The 15,325-nt window shown below is 68.6% G+C and carries 13 protein-coding genes and 1 pseudogene; 8 read left to right on the top strand and 6 right to left on the bottom strand.

The window, feature by feature from the left end; translation table 11 throughout:
- Positions 1-250 precede the first annotated feature (250 nt).
- The 6 genes from ACN27F_RS19155 (at position 251) to ACN27F_RS19130 (ending at position 6,380) form a co-directional block, all read left to right on the top strand.
- Positions 251-1,792: a protein kinase family protein gene (locus ACN27F_RS19155; protein WP_421435261.1), complete on the top strand. Its 1,542-nt coding sequence runs from the start codon at positions 251-253 to the stop codon at positions 1,790-1,792.
- Positions 1,789-2,481, top strand: coding sequence for an RNA polymerase sigma factor SigM (gene sigM / locus ACN27F_RS19150; protein ID WP_421435258.1), 693 nt, complete (start codon positions 1,789-1,791; stop codon positions 2,479-2,481). Before ACN27F_RS19155 ends, sigM begins: the two co-directional genes overlap by 4 nt.
- On the top strand, positions 2,478-3,533 hold the full coding sequence (locus tag ACN27F_RS19145) for a hypothetical protein (protein WP_421435256.1): 1,056 nt from the start codon (positions 2,478-2,480) through the stop codon (positions 3,531-3,533). The genes sigM and ACN27F_RS19145 overlap by 4 nt, the downstream gene beginning before the upstream one ends.
- A gap of 156 nt (positions 3,534-3,689) precedes the next feature.
- On the top strand, positions 3,690-4,646 hold the full coding sequence (gene trxB / locus ACN27F_RS19140) for a thioredoxin-disulfide reductase (protein ID WP_421435253.1): 957 nt from the start codon (positions 3,690-3,692) through the stop codon (positions 4,644-4,646).
- Positions 4,647-4,683: 37 nt separating this feature from the next.
- The gene (gene trxA, locus ACN27F_RS19135) at positions 4,684-5,007 is read left to right on the top strand and encodes a thioredoxin (protein ID WP_421435250.1); all 324 of its coding nucleotides are present in this window, start codon (positions 4,684-4,686) and stop codon (positions 5,005-5,007) included.
- A 215-nt stretch (positions 5,008-5,222) separates the two neighbouring features.
- A complete protein-coding gene (locus ACN27F_RS19130; RefSeq protein ID WP_421435247.1) occupies positions 5,223-6,380 on the top strand; it encodes an N-acetylmuramoyl-L-alanine amidase in 1,158 nt (385 codons plus the stop codon).
- Positions 6,381-6,400: 20 nt separating this feature from the next.
- On the opposite strand, the pseudogene ACN27F_RS19125 reads toward ACN27F_RS19130, so the two are convergent.
- Positions 6,401-7,036, bottom strand: a pseudogene (locus tag ACN27F_RS19125) (GNAT family N-acetyltransferase); the annotation flags it as partial.
- Between the two features lie 305 nt (positions 7,037-7,341).
- Between ACN27F_RS19125 and ACN27F_RS19120 the strand changes: the two are divergent.
- Together ACN27F_RS19120 and ACN27F_RS19115 are read left to right on the top strand one after the other, a co-directional pair.
- The gene (locus tag ACN27F_RS19120; protein WP_421435244.1) at positions 7,342-8,655 is read left to right on the top strand and encodes a PLP-dependent aminotransferase family protein; all 1,314 of its coding nucleotides are present in this window, start codon (positions 7,342-7,344) and stop codon (positions 8,653-8,655) included.
- A gap of 7 nt (positions 8,656-8,662) precedes the next feature.
- On the top strand, positions 8,663-9,643 hold the full coding sequence (locus tag ACN27F_RS19115; RefSeq protein WP_421435242.1) for a D-alanine--D-alanine ligase family protein: 981 nt from the start codon (positions 8,663-8,665) through the stop codon (positions 9,641-9,643).
- Here the strand turns inward: ACN27F_RS19115 and ACN27F_RS19110 are convergent.
- The 5 genes from ACN27F_RS19110 to ACN27F_RS19090 all read right to left on the bottom strand — a co-directional run bounded on the left by ACN27F_RS19110 (position 9,557) and on the right by ACN27F_RS19090 (position 15,241).
- Entirely contained in the window at positions 9,557-10,462 is a 906-nt protein-coding gene (locus ACN27F_RS19110) for a hypothetical protein (RefSeq protein WP_421435240.1), read from the bottom strand. The two genes, ACN27F_RS19115 and ACN27F_RS19110, sit on opposite strands and share 87 nt — an antisense overlap.
- Positions 10,463-11,172: 710 nt before the next feature.
- The gene (locus ACN27F_RS19105; RefSeq protein WP_421435239.1) at positions 11,173-12,258 is read right to left on the bottom strand and encodes a ParB/RepB/Spo0J family partition protein; all 1,086 of its coding nucleotides are present in this window, start codon (positions 12,256-12,258) and stop codon (positions 11,173-11,175) included.
- A gap of 27 nt (positions 12,259-12,285) precedes the next feature.
- On the bottom strand, positions 12,286-13,260 hold the full coding sequence (locus ACN27F_RS19100; RefSeq protein WP_421440313.1) for a ParA family protein: 975 nt from the start codon (positions 13,258-13,260) through the stop codon (positions 12,286-12,288).
- Between the two features lie 567 nt (positions 13,261-13,827).
- Positions 13,828-14,475: a 16S rRNA (guanine(527)-N(7))-methyltransferase RsmG gene (gene rsmG, locus ACN27F_RS19095; protein ID WP_421440312.1), complete on the bottom strand. Its 648-nt coding sequence runs from the start codon at positions 14,473-14,475 to the stop codon at positions 13,828-13,830.
- A gap of 160 nt (positions 14,476-14,635) precedes the next feature.
- Positions 14,636-15,241, bottom strand: a complete 606-nt coding sequence (locus ACN27F_RS19090; protein WP_421435236.1) for a protein jag — start codon at positions 15,239-15,241, stop codon at positions 14,636-14,638.
- Positions 15,242-15,325: the final 84 nt, after the last annotated feature.

The raw sequence follows: 15,325 nt of genomic DNA, 5'->3' as shown, positions 1-15,325 counted from the left end.
GGGCCCGGGGCGCCGGCAGATGGTGACAGCCGGTGACCGACCGTCCCGGGTAGGAACCGGGTCGGCGTTGCGGGTACTGCGGCAAGCTGACATGTTGGTCGCATCGGAACCCAGGTAAGGTCGCTCTGAACGGATGCGTCCGGCACCTAACGTAGAAGTCGACGTCCTACGCCAAGACACCGGGTCGACGCGCCGGAGACCTGACAACTACACCGGCCGTTTGATCGCGACGATCAGCGAAGGAGGACGGGTGACCCAGGTCGGCGAAGGTCAAGAGGCGGATGAGGTCAATCCGCCGATGATGGCCTTCGATGCGCCCACGCTCGGCGAAGTTCTCGCCGAGCGGTACCAGCTTGCTGAGCATGTCAACAACGACAGTGCTGGCCGGCAGGTCTGGCGCGGTGTCGACGTGGTCCTTCGACGTCCCGTCGCGGTGGTGCTGCGCTACCCCGGTGGCGATTCGGCCATGGAGATGCTGCAGGCTGCCGTTCGCGCCAGCCGCGTCGTCCACTCCAATCTCGTCGGCGTCTACGACGCGATCGACGAAGGGCAGCGTGCGTACGTGGTCCGAGAGTGGGTCGACGGTGACTCGCTCCGCGAGGTGATCGCCGCAGCCGGCCCACTCGACGCGGTCCGAGCAACGATGATCGCCCACTCGGTGGCCTCGGCCATCGCTGCGGTGCACGCCACCGGAATGGTGCACGGCAACATCCACCCAGGCACGGTGATGGTCGGTCACGACGGTCGGGTGGTGCTGGCCGATGCCCGGGCTGACGGGTCGGACACCTTCGACACCGACATCCGGGCGATCGGCGGGGTGCTCTACTTCGCGATGACCGGGCACTGGCCACAGCACGAGGCCGGCCGCACCACACTGCCGGATGCCGTACGGGACGCAACCGGCGCGGTGGCCGCACCCCGTCAGCTCCGTTCCGGCATTCCCGCCTACCTTGACGACCTGACCATGGATCTGCTCGATCCGCGGCTCACGCTGCCAACGTCGGAGGTGCTGGCCGCCGAGCTGAGTAGGCTCGACGCCGCTACCGAGGAGCACTATTTCGACAACAGCGTCGGACCGCTGCGGTTCGCGGCCGCCGAGGACGCCACCGAGTCGACGCAGTCTTCGCGGCGCAAGATTGCGGCCGGGGTCGCCGGGCTGCTCGTGATCGCGGTAACTGGGTTGTTCTTCGGGATCAGCGCACTGGCGAACAACAGCGGGCCGGACGAGTCGTCACCCACCGCGCCAGGCGGCCAGGCCACAGCCACTCCCGGAGCGTCCTCGGAGAGCACCCCGCCGCCGCAGCCCCAGCCCATCTCGCTCGGTGCCGACCAGGTCCGCATCGTCGACGCCGACGGTGCGCGGGACGAACTCGAGGGGGTCGAGGCAGCCGTGGACGGTGATTCCACCACCGGGTGGACGACCGACGCCTACGAACGCAACCCCAACTTCGGCAACCTGAAGCGGGGCATGGGTGTGCTTGTCGATCTGGGGGAGCCCCGGTCGGTCACCGCGGTCCAGGTGGAGCTCTCGGCCGCTGGCGCCTCCGCTGAGCTGTTGGCCGGCCCAAACGATCCGGGCGCTACCCGCGACGGTGACAACGAGGTGCTCGACACGTTCACCGATCGGATCGGCGAGCCGTTCGAGAACGCCGAGGGCGCGACGCTCACCTTCAGCGGCTTCTCCCCCGACGAGACCTACCAGTACCTCCTGGTGTGGATCACCAAGCTTCCCTCGATCGGCGGGGAGCGGTACCAGATCGGGGTCCAGGAGATCACGGTCGAGGGGCCATGACCGCCGGCCGGGCTGACCTCGGCGACAGCGAACTGCTCCGGGCTCACGTCGAGGGTGACCCGGAAGCCTTTGCCGAACTCGTCCATCGGCACCGGGACCGGCTATGGGCGGTGGCCCTACGTACCGTGGCCGATCGCGAGGAGGCCGCCGACGCGTTGCAGGACGCGTTGCTGTCCGCGCATCGCGGTGCCAACCGGTTCCGCGGCGATGCCGCGGTCACCACCTGGCTGCACCGGATCGTGGTCAACGCCTGCCTCGACCGGGTCCGGCGGAGAAAGGCGCATCCCACCGTGCCGCTGCCTGATGGTGGTCGCGACGACGACTCGGTGCGCGGGGCCGAACCGGCGGCACCGCAGGTCGATCACGACACGGCGCTGGTCGTTCGGCAGGCCTTGGCCGAGTTGCCGGTCGAGCAGCGGACGGCGCTGGTGCTGGTCGACGTACAGGGTTATCCGGTCGCCGAGGTGGCGACGATGCTCGGGGTCGCGGAAGGCACCGTCAAGAGCCGATGCGCCCGCGGCCGGGCCCGGCTGGCCGGGATGCTCGGTCACCTACGGCCCCAACATGCGCAGGCCGGGGTCGTGCCGCCACGCGGTTCAGTGCCGTCGCTCACGCCACGGAACCCGCAGCGGGTCGGCGACGTCCCATCTGGGTCCGCCCGAGGTGACCGCGGTAAGGAGGAACAGTGACCGCCGACCGGTTCACGGAGGTCGATCGGGATCTGCTCGCCGACTACGTCGGTGGGGCGCTCGACGGCACCCTGGACCAGGCTCTGGTCGCTACCCTGATCGAGGAGCGGCCGGCCTGGGCCGCCGCCTACGACGAGTTGCTCGACGCGTCCCAACTGGTCCAGACGGTGCTGGCCGAATGGGGCAGCGGCGTCGAGTCGATACCACAGGACGTCGCGGACCGGCTCAACGCCGCTCTGGCCGCGGAGCCGCTCACGGCGGGGGGGCAAGCTCCGGTCCGGGCTACGGCCGACTCGACTACGGCCGACTCGGCGGTGGCACCGACGGTCGATGCGACGGCGAGTCCGCTGGCCGACGCGACGGCGGGCCCGGCGGTCGTCACCAGGGCGGAGCCAGCCCGGCAGAACCGGCCGGGACAGCGTCCCGCCACGCCCCGGTCGGCTACCCGGCCGGGTCGGTCCGGTCGGAGCCGTTGGCAGCGGTACGCGGCACCGGTCGCGGTGGCCGCGGCGGCCGTCGCGTTCGCCGGACTGGGACTCAACCAGATCTTCACCGGTGCGGCCACGGACGAGTCGAGCACCAGCGCCGGCGGCGCGTCGGACGGTCAGCCACAGGCAGAGAGCGCCCGAAGTGACCCGCCGACCACGATGATGGAGACCACCGGCCCGCAGTCTCCGGGCCGGGTGCTGGCCAGCGGCACCGACTACCGCCGCTCGACGATCGGGCCGACCGTGGCCGGACAGTCCGGTGATTTCGCCGGGCAGTCAGGACCGGGTGAGGACACCGTCCTGCAGGAACCCGGGCCGACGCCGGCCGGGCTCGCCCGGTTGGCCCGTCCGACGGCACTCACCGAGTGTCTCGCTGCGGTCTCGGCCGAGCACGGTGGTGTCCTTGATGTCAGCCTGGTGGACTACGCCGCCTTCGAAGGACGACCGGCCCTGGTCATCGCGTTCACCGACACGGTCGGCAGGTCCTGGGTCTGGGTGAGCGGACCCGGCTGTGGTGAGCCCGTCGCCGGCGCGGATACCCGATACTCGGCACAGGTAGGGTGACCCTGCCGGCTGCGTGACATCGCCCACGCGACGCCGGACCGGGAATGACGCCTAGATGCCGCGGCGTTCTGCTCCACAGGTGCCGATCGGCCGGCCACGCAGCTGGTCGGCTGGCACCAGGACGGCGCGGCAACACTCACATCTTGGGAGTCGGCAGTGGACGAGGTCCGCAACCTGATCATCATCGGCTCGGGTCCGGCCGGCTACACCGCCGCGGTGTACGCCGCACGCGCCAACCTGAATCCGCTGGTCATCGAGGGGGTGCAGTCCGGCGGAGCGCTGATGACCACGACAGAGGTGGAGAACTTCCCCGGATTCCCCGACGGGATCATGGGCCCCGAGCTGATGGACTCGATCCGCAAGCAGGCGGAGCGCTTCGGTGCGGAGTTCGTCACCGATGACGCGACCCGGGTGGAGCTCGCGGACACCGGAACACCAGGGGCAACTCAAAGCAGCACGGTTTACGTGGGCGAGACCGCTTATCGCGCCAAGGCAGTCATCCTCACCACCGGTTCCGCCTGGCGGCCGCTCGGTGTACCGGGCGAGCAGGAGTTCCTCGGCCACGGGGTTTCCTCCTGTGCCACCTGTGACGGCTTCTTCTTCCGTAGCCAGCACATCGTGGTGGTCGGTGGTGGTGACTCGGCAATGGAGGAGGCGACCTTCCTCACCCGGTTCGCTGAGTCCGTCACCATCGTGCACCGCCGGGACGAGTTCCGGGCCAGCCGGATCATGGCGGCTCGGGCACTCGGCAACGAGAAGATCCGGGTCGAGTGGAACAGCGTCGTCGAGGAGATCGTCGGCGCCGACGGCAAGGTCTCCGGAGCCCGCATCCGCAACACGCACACCGGCGAGGCGAAGACCCTCGACGTGACCGGAGTCTTCGTCGCGATCGGGCACGACCCGCGTAGCGAGTTGTTCCGCGGCCAGGTGGAACTCGACGAAAATGGCTACGTACTGGTCGACTCGCCGAGCACCCGGACCAGCGTGCCTGGCGTGTTCGCCGCCGGCGACCTGGTGGACCACACCTACCAGCAGGCCATCACCGCCGCCGGCAGCGGATGTGCGGCCGCACTCGACGCCGAGCGCTTTCTCGCCACACTCGAAGAGGTCTGACCTGCCCGTGCGGGGCCGGTCGAGGAGGAGGATTTTCGTGGGAGCTACCAGAGCCGTCACAGAGGCCAGCTTCACCAACGACGTACTGATGTCCGACAAGCCGGTACTGGTCGACTTCTGGGCTGAATGGTGTCAGCCGTGCCGCAAGGTGGCACCGTTGCTTGAGGAGATCGCCACCGAGATGGGGGACAAGGTGTCGATCGTCAAGCTCAACATCGATGAAAACCCCGAGATCGCCCGCAAATACCGGGTGATGTCGGTCCCGACGCTGACCGTGTTCAAGGGCGGCGAGCCGGTGCAGTCGGTGGCTGGTGCACGGCCAAAGGGTGACCTGGTGAAGCTTATCGAGTCCGCCTTCTGACGGTTCTGCCAGCTGACGTCCTCGTCGCGAGCCCGGGTCCGGATCGTCCGGACCCGGGCTTTGTCGTCGCCGGTCCGGGGCCTCTCCCGCCGCACCGCGACGGTCCGTCCCGGGTCCGTACGCGTACGGGCCGCATCGGCGTATCCCCGGCAGGCCGGCTGGTGGCCGGGTTACGCTCCGATCGTCTGCCAGTGCAGGGGGGAGGTCGGCGTCCTGTGCGCGCTATCCGCCGTGACGATCGGGGTCCCGCCGTGGCCGAGATCAGGGCCATCCTGGTCAACCTCGACCTGCTGCCGCCCAGTCCGGGAGCAGATCTCTTCGACAGATCCACCGAACACGCGGTCCGGGCCTTCCAACAGGGCCGTGGACTGAGCACCGACGGCCGCGTCGGGGCCGAGACCTGGCGGGCCCTGGACGCGGCGCGCTGGCGGCTCGGTGATCGGGCGCTCCACCACGCCGTGCCCGATCCGCTGGTCGGCGAGGACGTCCGGGCGCTGCAGGAACGCCTGCTGGAAATGGGGTACGACGTCGGGCGGGCGGACGGCGTGTACGGCGGACGTACCGCTGGCGCAGTCACCCAGTTTCAGCGGGAGGTGGGCCTGACCGCTGACGGGGCCTGCGGGCCGTACACGATGCACGCGTTACGCCGGCTGGGGCGCAAGGTGATCGGCGGACGTCCGCAGTGGCTACGCGAGTCCGATGCGCTGCGTGAGTCCGGGCCGAATCTGTTCGGCAAGACGATCGTGCTCGACCCCGGGCACGGTGGTCCGGACCACGGCGTCGTGGTGCCCGACGGGGGTTCCCGCTGGAGCGAGGCTGACCTGGTCTACGACCTGGCCGCCCGGCTGGAGAGCAGGCTGGCTGCTGCCGGGATGCAGGTTCACCTGACCAGGGGGCCGACCTCCCAGACGGTGCTGAGCGATCCGGCCCGTACCCGCATCGCCAACGACGTCGACGCGGACCTGTTCGTCTCGTTGCACGTCGACGGTCATGGCAATCCTGACGCGAGCGGGGTGGCCACCTACCACTACGGCACCGGCAGCGGGGTGACATCGACCGTGGGTGAGCGACTGGCCGGCCTCGTGCAACGGGAGATCGTCGTACGCACCGGCCTGCGGGACTGTCAGGTGCACGCCAAGACGTGGGAGTTGCTGCGGTTGACCAGGATGCCGGCCGTCCGGGTGGACGTCGGCTACCTGACCTCCGCCGCGGATCGGACGCTGCTCGTCCAGCCGACGTTTCGCGATCAGGTGGCTGAGGCACTGGTGGCCGCCGTGCAACGGATGTACTATCCGGTCGAACTCGACGTGCCGACCGGGTCGATCGACGTACGGTCGTTGCGGGCCGTGGTAGGTGCCGCTGCGGACGCCTGATTGGTGACCGTCCGGGTGGCTGCCCGGGTCGCCGGCCTCAGCAGGCTCTCCGGACTCATCGACCCGAGCAGTTTTTCCAGCGCGTACTCCACATCCGACTTCCATGACAACGCGGTCCGCAACTCGAGCCGGAGCCGGGGGAAGCGCGGGTGCTGCCGGACAGTCTTGAACCCGACCGAGAGGTAGAAATCGGCCGGTGCCAGGCAACCTGAGCTCTCCGTCTCCGGATCCGCTTTGGCGTCACCGAACGCCTCGATCGCCCGAATTCCCCGCTTGGTGAGGTCCCGGGCCACCCCTTGCACCAGCATCCGGCCGAGACCGCCACCGGCGAAGGGAGTTGCTACGTGTGCGGTGGTGAGTAACGCGGCATCGGCGGAAACCGGTGATGTCGGGAAGGCCATCGAGCGGGGCAGGTATGCCGGCGGGGCGTACATGACGAAGCCGGCGGGCACCCCGTCGACGTAGGCGAGCTTGCCGCACGAGCCCCATTCGAGAAGCGTCTGGGAGACCCACGCCTCCTTCTCCAGAGCAGGATCTCCGGAGGCACAGGCCCGGTCGGCGGCGACCGGATCAAGTTCCCAGAAGATACAAGCCCGGCAGGAACGGGGCAAATCCTCCAAAGTATCCAAAGTCAGGCTGACCAGGCGTCGCGACATTGGCGCATCCCCCACCAAACCGGTCAAGTGTTGAAACCCGCCGAGTCTCAGCACGCGCCGTCTCCGTAGTCCCAACCAGCGATCGTACGCCGCAACCACGCGTCAGGGGAGAGGTCGGACAGTTCCATGATGACTGTTGGGCCAATCTCGACTGGCTGGCTCGACATGTGGTTCGGCACCGGAATGCCGCAGCGGTACGGCGACACGCCGGACTACGATCAGACGATCAGTGCGTGTCGCGGTCGTCCGCCGGGCACCCACCGGGGCAAACGAACCACCGCGGCATCGCATATCGAGGTGAGGTCATGACCGGCACGACGCTCGACGACTACACCGACCGCTACGCCCGCCGGGTGCGCGGCATGACCGCCTCGGAGATCCGTGCGCTCTTCGCGGTCGCCAGCCGGCCGGAGGTGGTGTCGCTCGCCGGCGGAGCGCCGTACATCGCTGCGCTCCCCCTCGACGCGGTCGGTGAGATGCTCGGTCGACTGGCCGCCGAGACCGGCAACGCCACCCTCCAGTACGGCATCGGGCAGGGAACTCTCGATCTGCGAGAGCGGATCTGCGAGGTGATGTCGCTGTCCGGCATCGACGTCTCCACCGGCGCGTCACCGGAGGACGTCGTGGTGACCGTCGGCGGTCAGCAGGCACTCGACCTGGTTTCCCGGCTGTTCCTCGACCCAGGTGACGTGGTCCTCGCCGAAGGCCCCACGTACGTCGGTGCGCTCGGCGTGTTCCAGGCCGCCCAGGCTCAGGTCGTACACGTACCGATGGACGACGACGGGTTGGTCCCGGACGCGCTCGAACAGGCGATCACCGAGGTAGCCCGGTCCGGCCGGCGGGCCAAGTTCCTCTACACCATCCCGACCTATCAGAATCCGGCCGGTGTGACGCTCACCGACGAGCGTCGAGAGCGCGTACTCGACATCTGTGAGCGGGCCGGCTTGCTGGTGATCGAAGACGACCCGTACGGCCAGCTGAGTTTCGACGGCGAGGCACCCGCACCGCTGCGGGCCCGCCGCCGCCAGGGCGTGTTCTACCTGAGCACGTTCTCCAAGACTTTCGCGCCAGGGCTGCGGGTGGGCTGGATCCTCGCCCCGCACGCGGTACGCGAGAAACTGGTCATTGCCAGTGAAGCTCAGATCCTGTGCCCCAGCGCGTACGCCCAAGCGGCGGTAGCCACCTATCTGGCCACCATGCCGTGGCGCGAGCAGCTCAAGACGTACCGGGAGATTTACCGGGAGCGGCGGGACGCGCTGCTGGGGGCGCTGGCGGATTTGATGCCGGCCGGGACCAGCTGGACCCGCCCCAGCGGTGGTCTGTTCGTCTGGGCATCGTTGCCGGGAGGGTTGGATGCCAAGGCGATGGTGCCCCGGGCGATCGCTGCCCGGGTGGCGTACGTTCCGGGCACCGGCTTCTACGCCGACGGCTCCGGCGCCGGGCACATGCGGCTCAACTTCTCCTACCCGCCGCCGGAACGGATCCGGGAAGGCGTCCGCCGGTTGGCCGGTGTCATGGAGCGTGAAGCGGCCATGCGCAAGGTGTTCGGCCCGGTCTCCGGCAGTGTCGCGCGTCGGCAGCGCCCCGGCGCGGACACGCCAGGGCCCGACTTGGCATGATTCGGCAATGAGCCCACGACCGGATGCCGTTACGCCCCCTGCCGACCTGCGAGTGCTGGTACTCGCAGGCGGCCTCTCCTACGAACGGGACGTTTCCCTGAAATCAGGCCGGCGGGTCCTCGATGCCCTACGCTCTGCCGGCCTCGACGCCGAACAGCGCGATGCCGACGTGGCGCTGTTACCGGCCCTGCGGGCCGACCCCCCGGACGCGGTAGTGATCGCGTTGCACGGCGCGACCGGTGAGGACGGCTCGCTACGTGGCGTGCTCGATCTGTGCGGCGTGCCGTACGTCGGATGCGACGCCCGGGCGGCCCGCCTCGCTTGGGACAAGCCGTCGGCCAAGGCGGTGCTGCGGGAAGCAGGGATTCCCACGCCGGACTGGGTGGCGTTGCCGCACGACCGGTTCTCCGAACTCGGCGCGGTCGCCGTCCTGGAGCGGATCGTCGAACGGCTCGGTCTGCCGCTGATGGTCAAACCCGCCCAGGGTGGCTCCGGACTGGGTGCTGCCGTGGTACGTGAGGCCAACGAGCTGTCCGCGGCGATGGTCGGTTGTTTCGCCTACGACTCGACCGCTCTGGTGGAGCGTTATGTCGCCGGTATGGACGTAGCGGTCTCGGTAGTGGACCAGGGCACCGGACCGGAGAGCCTTCCTGCGGTGGAGATCGTCCCCCGCAACGGCGTCTACGACTACGCGGCCCGCTACACGGCCGGACTGACGACGTGGCACGCGCCCGCCCGATTGACCCCGGACGTCGCCAAGGAGGTGGCCGCGACCGCGGTCGCGGCCCATCAGGCACTTGGACTGCGTGATCTCTCCCGGGTCGACATGATCGTCGATACTGACGGCCGGCCGCACGTGCTCGAGGTCAACGTGTCGCCTGGGATGACCGAGACGTCGCTGCTACCGCTCGCCGTCCAGGCTGCCGGCTTGGACCTCGGCAGCCTGCTCGCCACGCTGGTGACCCGCGCGGCCGGCGTCAGATCCTGATCCAGGCGGCAGGGCCGCCCCTGCGATCGCCTTCTCCTGGTCGTCCCGTTCGCTCTGCTGGGACGACAACTGCTGAGAGGGCAGCAGTCCGAGATCCGTGGCCGGCTCGATCAGTTCCATCGCCAGCACCGATTCGGTCTGTCCACGGGTCTCGTCCGCCGCTGTCGCTGTCTCCGCGATATCGGTCGCGTCGTCGGAGTCGAACGCCGCGCTTCCCTGTTCCGTCAGACTCGATGGGGCACGCCACTCGATCCGCGGTGGTTCGGCCAGCGGGCGTCCCCCGAACTCGGCGAGCCAGGCGGCGACCAACGCCAGATTCTCCCGCCAGCGAGACTCCGGGATGGGCGGCAGGATGCTGTCCCACAGCGACAGGAAGGTGCCCCGCAACTGCAACTGCCCGTACGGCCGGGCGAGGAACCACAGGTGCAGATGGGCCGAGCCGTCACCCCACCGGTTGACGTGCACCCGGGCGACGCCGTCGAGCGAACGGATCGCCCGTTCGAGCCGGACCGTCATCACGCCGAGTTCGGCGGCCAGCAGATTGGGTAGATCTCCGAGGTCGAAGTGCGACCTGGATTCCAGGATGAGGACCATGGGCAGTCCCGTCGGGCGGTCCATGGCGCGCACGCGCCAGCGCTCGCTGACCCAGATGTACGCGTCATCCGGCGCGGCGCAGGAGGAGCACTCGGCCAGGCCCTCGCCTTTTCGAGGAGGTTCGGCGTCGACGGGGTCGTTGAGCTGTTTGACCCGCAGATCACCCTCGAACGGGAAGGACGGCCATCTCGCGAAGTCGGGAACCGAGGCTGGGGTGTGTGGCACGCCGCTGACCCTAACCGAGTCTGTGTCAGCTGTCCTTCCCCCGTTCCGGCTGGCCCCGAGCACCGAGGGAGGAGGTCGGGACGCGGCCGATCGAACCGCCGCGACATCCCCCTGTTTCACGTGAAACACCGGCTGAGTTTCCGTTGGGTCGTTGCCCGCGACGGGAACCCACACCGACGAAGCGGTCACGAAGAAGAGGCCACGCCCAGACGGTCTGCTGTCCGATCACGCTTCGGCACCGACGCCGTCCACCGAGTTATCCACAGGTACGCACTGGGCTCTACCCGCAGTTTCACGTGAAACCGGGCTGCCTGTGGAAAACGCCTGTGGAAAACTTGATCGACCGCTCGCCACGGTCACCGATCCGGCGAGCGGGCCTCTCCGCCATGATTTCCGCCCCCGTCTGGACGCCACGCCAGGCCCAACGGGGTAGAACTCATCCGGTAGACGCAACCGGATCTCATCCGCGCACGGCAGGCCCACCGGGCCGAGGTGCCGGGTCAACAGCCAGGCCGTGCCGGGTCAACAGCCGGGCCGCCGTCGGCCGTTTCACGTGGAACCGGCCGACGGCGGAGATCGCGTCGAGCACCGCCCAGGATCCGGGGATCGCACGCCACCTGCGTTTCACGTGAAACCAAACGCGTCCGGCGCAGGTCCCACCGACACAGTGCCGGGTGACCGCGCCGGACGCGCGTGAGGTTGCGGTCGGGTCAGTGCTCGTCGCTGTCTGACCCGTCGGCGTCGTCGCCGTTGTCCATACCGATGATGCCGACGATGCGTTCGAGGTCGTCCACCGTCGCGAACTCGATCGTGATCTTTCCCTTGCTCCGCCCGATGTCGACCTTCACCCGCGTGTCGAACCGGTCGGACAGCCGGTCGGCCAGGTCGTTCAGCCCGGGCGCATGTGGCTTTGGCCGGCGCTGGGTCGTCGACGGGGTCTTGGCGGGCCCTTCGGCACCGGCGAGCGCCACCAGCTCCTCGGTGGCGCGTACCGACAGTCCTTCGGCAACGATTCGAAGTGCGAGCGCGTCCTGCGCGTCGATGTCGTCGAGTCCGAGCAACGCTCGGGCGTGACCGGCGGAGAGCACACCGGCCGCCACCCGGCGCTGGACCTGAGCGGGGAGGTTCAGCAGTCTGATCGTGTTGGAGATCTGCGGACGGCTCCGGCCGATGCGCCGCGCCAGTTCCTCGTGGGTGGCGCCGAACTCGTCGAGCAGCTGTTGGTAGGCAGCCGCTTCCTCCAGCGGGTTGAGATTCGCCCGATGGATGTTCTCCAGGAGCGCGTCCCGGAGCATGGCGTCGTCCCGGGTGTCCCGCACGATCGCCGGGATGGAATCGCGACCGATGGCCTGGGCAGCCCGCCACCGACGCTCGCCCATGACCAGCTCGTACTGTTCCCCGTCCGCGAGCTGGCGAACCACGATCGGCTGCAGGAAACCTACCTGCTCGATCGAGACCTTGAGCTCCTCGAGAGCCTCGTCGTCGAAGACCTGCCGTGGCTGCTTCGGGTTCGGAACGATCGCGGAGACCGGAAGCTCGGCGAACCGAGCCCCCGGTACCGGTGAGAGGCCGGCCGGCGACGATTGTTCCGCGACTGACTGCTCCACTGGCGGTTGTCCTGCGTCGTCCGTACCGACGAGGTGCCGGGAGGGAGCGGCGGCATGCGGCCGGATCGCAGCAGGTGGACTCGCGGCTGGAGCTCCTGCCCCGTCAGCCGCAGGTTGGATCGGAGCGGGAGTGGTGGGGATCAGCGCACCGAGCCCTCGACCGAGCCCGCCCTTCGGACGGTTCTTCATGCCCTGCCTCCCGCTCTACCAACCCTGTCAGACATTCCGGCCCAGTCGGGCCACCCCGCGCTCGGCGATTTCCTGAGCCGCCTCGAAATAGCTCGTCGCGCCTCGTGATCCGGGATCGTAGGTCATCACCGACTGGCCATAGCTCGGAGCCTCCGATACACGGACGTTCCGGGGGATGACCGCCTGCAAGACCTTGTTGCCGAAGTGGTTACGGACGTCCTGCTCGACCGCGTCCGCCAACCTGGTCCGGCGGTCATACATCGTAAGCAGGATGGTCGACACGTCGAGCGTCGGGTTCAGGTGCTGCCTGACCAGGTTGATGTTGTTAATCAACTGATTCAGGCCTTCCAGGGCGTAGTACTCGCACTGGATCGGGATCAGTACCTCCTCGGCGGCGACGAGAGCGTTGACCGTCAGCAGGCCCAACGACGGAGGGCAGTCGATGAATACGTAGTCGAGCTCGACCGGATGCGCGGCGATCGCCCGGGACAGCCTGGACTCACGCGCTACGACGGACACGAGCTCGATCTCGGCCCCGGCGAGATCGATCGTCGCGGGCACGCACCACAGGTTCGGCAGTCCTTCCACCGGCTGGGCGACCTCGGCGAGCGGAACGTTGTCGATCAGACAGTCATAGACATCCGGTACGCCAGCGTGATGCGGGACGTTCAGTCCCGTCGAGGCGTTGCCCTGGGGGTCAAGGTCTACCACCATCACGCGGTTGCCGTGCAGCGCCAGAGCGACCGCGAGGTTGACTGTCGTGGTCGTCTTGCCGACGCCGCCCTTCTGGTTGGCAACGCACATGACCCGCATCCGGTCAGGCCGGGGCATGGTCACCTCGCCACTGGGGTTCAGAATCTGCACGGCGCGCAAAGCCTCCATAGCCAAGGGGGGATCATCCTCTTCCCGGGACGGTGTTTCACGTGAAACGTACGGGCCATCAGTGATCGGCTCGGGCGGGTGCCTCAGTGCGTCGACCGGCGGCGGAGAGGCCGTACTCACAGCGGAATCCTCTCTCCTCGGCCGATCATCGGCGGCCGGCCGGCGGCCCGCATCGAGCGAGTCAGGGGGTGGCGAGACCGTGCCGTCGGCCGTGGTACTGCCGTTCGCTCGACGGTCACCGGGAGCGCGTCCCGGTCCGCCGTTCACGACAGCGTCCGATCTCTCGTTCGGCCAGCCACGTTCGAGGGCCGTTTCACGTGAAACGATCGCGGAATCGCCGACCCGACGACCGTCGCCGATCACCTGCGAATCGTCGTAATTACCGTTGTCATGCACCGTGTCATCCCTGCCCGCCTCGGATGGATCGGCACCGCCAGCGCTCACGTCCGCGCTTTCGGGCGTGGCGTGCGGTCCGGCATCAAGCGGCAGGAAGTCATACGGCTGCGCACTGCCGCCCGGTCCACACTATCGACGCGCGGCCAGCCTACGGGGACCAGGGCCGGCGTGGCCACGTCCTGCAGTGCGACGTGGCACAACATTTACCTTTCTCGCCTTAGCCGATAGCCGCTTCGGTCACGTTTCCCTGGCCCACCGAATCACCTGGCACCGATCGTCAGCGAATGGCGATCAGCCATGCTTGACGGAGCGAGGTCCGGCACCTCCTCGGGTGCCGGGTCGTGGGCGCTCCGGGAGTCGGGCAATCTCGACGACTGTGGTGGGCGGGTCAAGCCAGCGCTCCCCGCAGTGGCGGACAACGGGAACCGCTCCTCCAGCTCGGTGCACCGCTGCCGCATACTTCTCGATCTCGGCCCCGGCTGAACTGCCCTTCATCGCGAGCAACCGCCCACCGGGACTGGCGAGCGGCAGACACCAGGTCGCCAGCCGGTCGAGTGGGGCGAGCGCTCGTGCGGTCACGATCGGCGCCACACCACCGGCGCTACTGCGCTGCAGCTCCTGCGCGCGGCCCCGGATGACCTCGACCGGCTGCGCCAGGTCGAGGTCGTTGACGGCTTCGAGGAGAAAGGCGCTGCGACGGGCCATCGGTTCCAGGAGCACGACGGTCAGATCGGGTCTGGCGATAGCCAGAACGATCCCGGGCAGGCCGGCCCCGGAACCCACGTCCAGCACCGTGGTGCCGATAGGGATCAACTCGGCAAGCACGGCACAGTTGAGCAGGTGCCGCTCCCAGATCCTCGGCACCTCCCGCGGGCCGATCAGGCCACGCAATACGCCGTCGGTCGCGAGTAGTTCGGCGTATCGGGTGGCTAGCTCCATTCGCCCGGCGCCGAAGACCGCCGCAGCCGCGGCGGGTGCCGGTCCAAGCCCGTTCGGGACGTCACCGCTGGCACCAAGCGGGACCGGCCCGGACAGGTCATCGCTGTCCGGGCCGGTCGCCGCCTGGTCGGTCGTTCGGGGCATCTGCACCACCGAGGGCTCAGTCGGCCGGCCGGACGACGATCCGCCGCGTCGGCTCAACGCCCTCGGACTCGCTGAGGACGCCGTCGAGTGCGTTGACCACATCGTGTACGCACTTGCGCTCGAAGGCCGACATCGGCTCGAGCCGCACCGGCTCGCCGTACTCCTTGACCTTCTCGACCGCGTTCCGGGCGACCGCGGCGAGTTCCTTACGGCGGTTCGCCCGGTAGCCGCCCACATCGAGTAGCAGGCGACTCGGGTTACCGGTCTGCCGGAAGATGGCGAGGCGGGTGAGTTCCTGCAGTGCCTCCAAGGTGGCGCCGCGCTGGCCGATCAACGGGTTGAGCTGGCCACCCACGACCTCCACCACCGGTCGACCGGCGGAGACCAACTCGTCGATGTCGCCGTCGTAGTCGAGAATGTCCAGCAGGCCCTCGACGTAGTCCGCGGCGATCTCGCTCTGCTGGAACAGCTCGTTCTCGCTGACCTCAGCCGGAGAGGAGGTGTTGTCGCCGCCGGCGCCGACCGTGTCGTCGAGAGCATCGTCAGCATCGGCCAACGCGTTCGTGGCGGCTGCTTTCTCGTCGATCGCCTGGTCGGCACTGGGCAGGCTGGTATCGGTCACGGTGTCATCTCCGTACTCGCTCGGCCGGACCGGTTCGGTCCGCTGGTTTCCCGAGGACGCCGCGTACGGGCGGCACGTTCTCGG

The organism is Solwaraspora sp. WMMB335 (assembly GCF_049179075.1).
GTDB lineage: Bacteria > Actinomycetota > Actinomycetes > Mycobacteriales > Micromonosporaceae > Micromonospora_E.
This window is presented reverse-complemented; position numbering and strand designations above follow the sequence as displayed.

Bases quoted from the DNA above. Each gene is read 5' to 3' on its own strand.
- ACN27F_RS19115 (WP_421435242.1), top strand. From the start codon at position 8,663: ATGAGCCCACGACCGGATGCCGTTACGCCCCCTGCCGACCTGCGAGTG.
- sigM (WP_421435258.1), top strand. From the start codon at position 1,789: ATGACCGCCGGCCGGGCTGACCTCGGCGACAGCGAACTGCTCCGGGCT.
- rsmG (WP_421440312.1), bottom strand. From the start codon at position 14,475: ATGGAGCTAGCCACCCGATACGCCGAACTACTCGCGACCGACGGCGTA.
- ACN27F_RS19120 (WP_421435244.1), top strand. From the start codon at position 7,342: ATGACCGGCACGACGCTCGACGACTACACCGACCGCTACGCCCGCCGG.
- ACN27F_RS19105 (WP_421435239.1), bottom strand. From the start codon at position 12,258: ATGAAGAACCGTCCGAAGGGCGGGCTCGGTCGAGGGCTCGGTGCGCTG.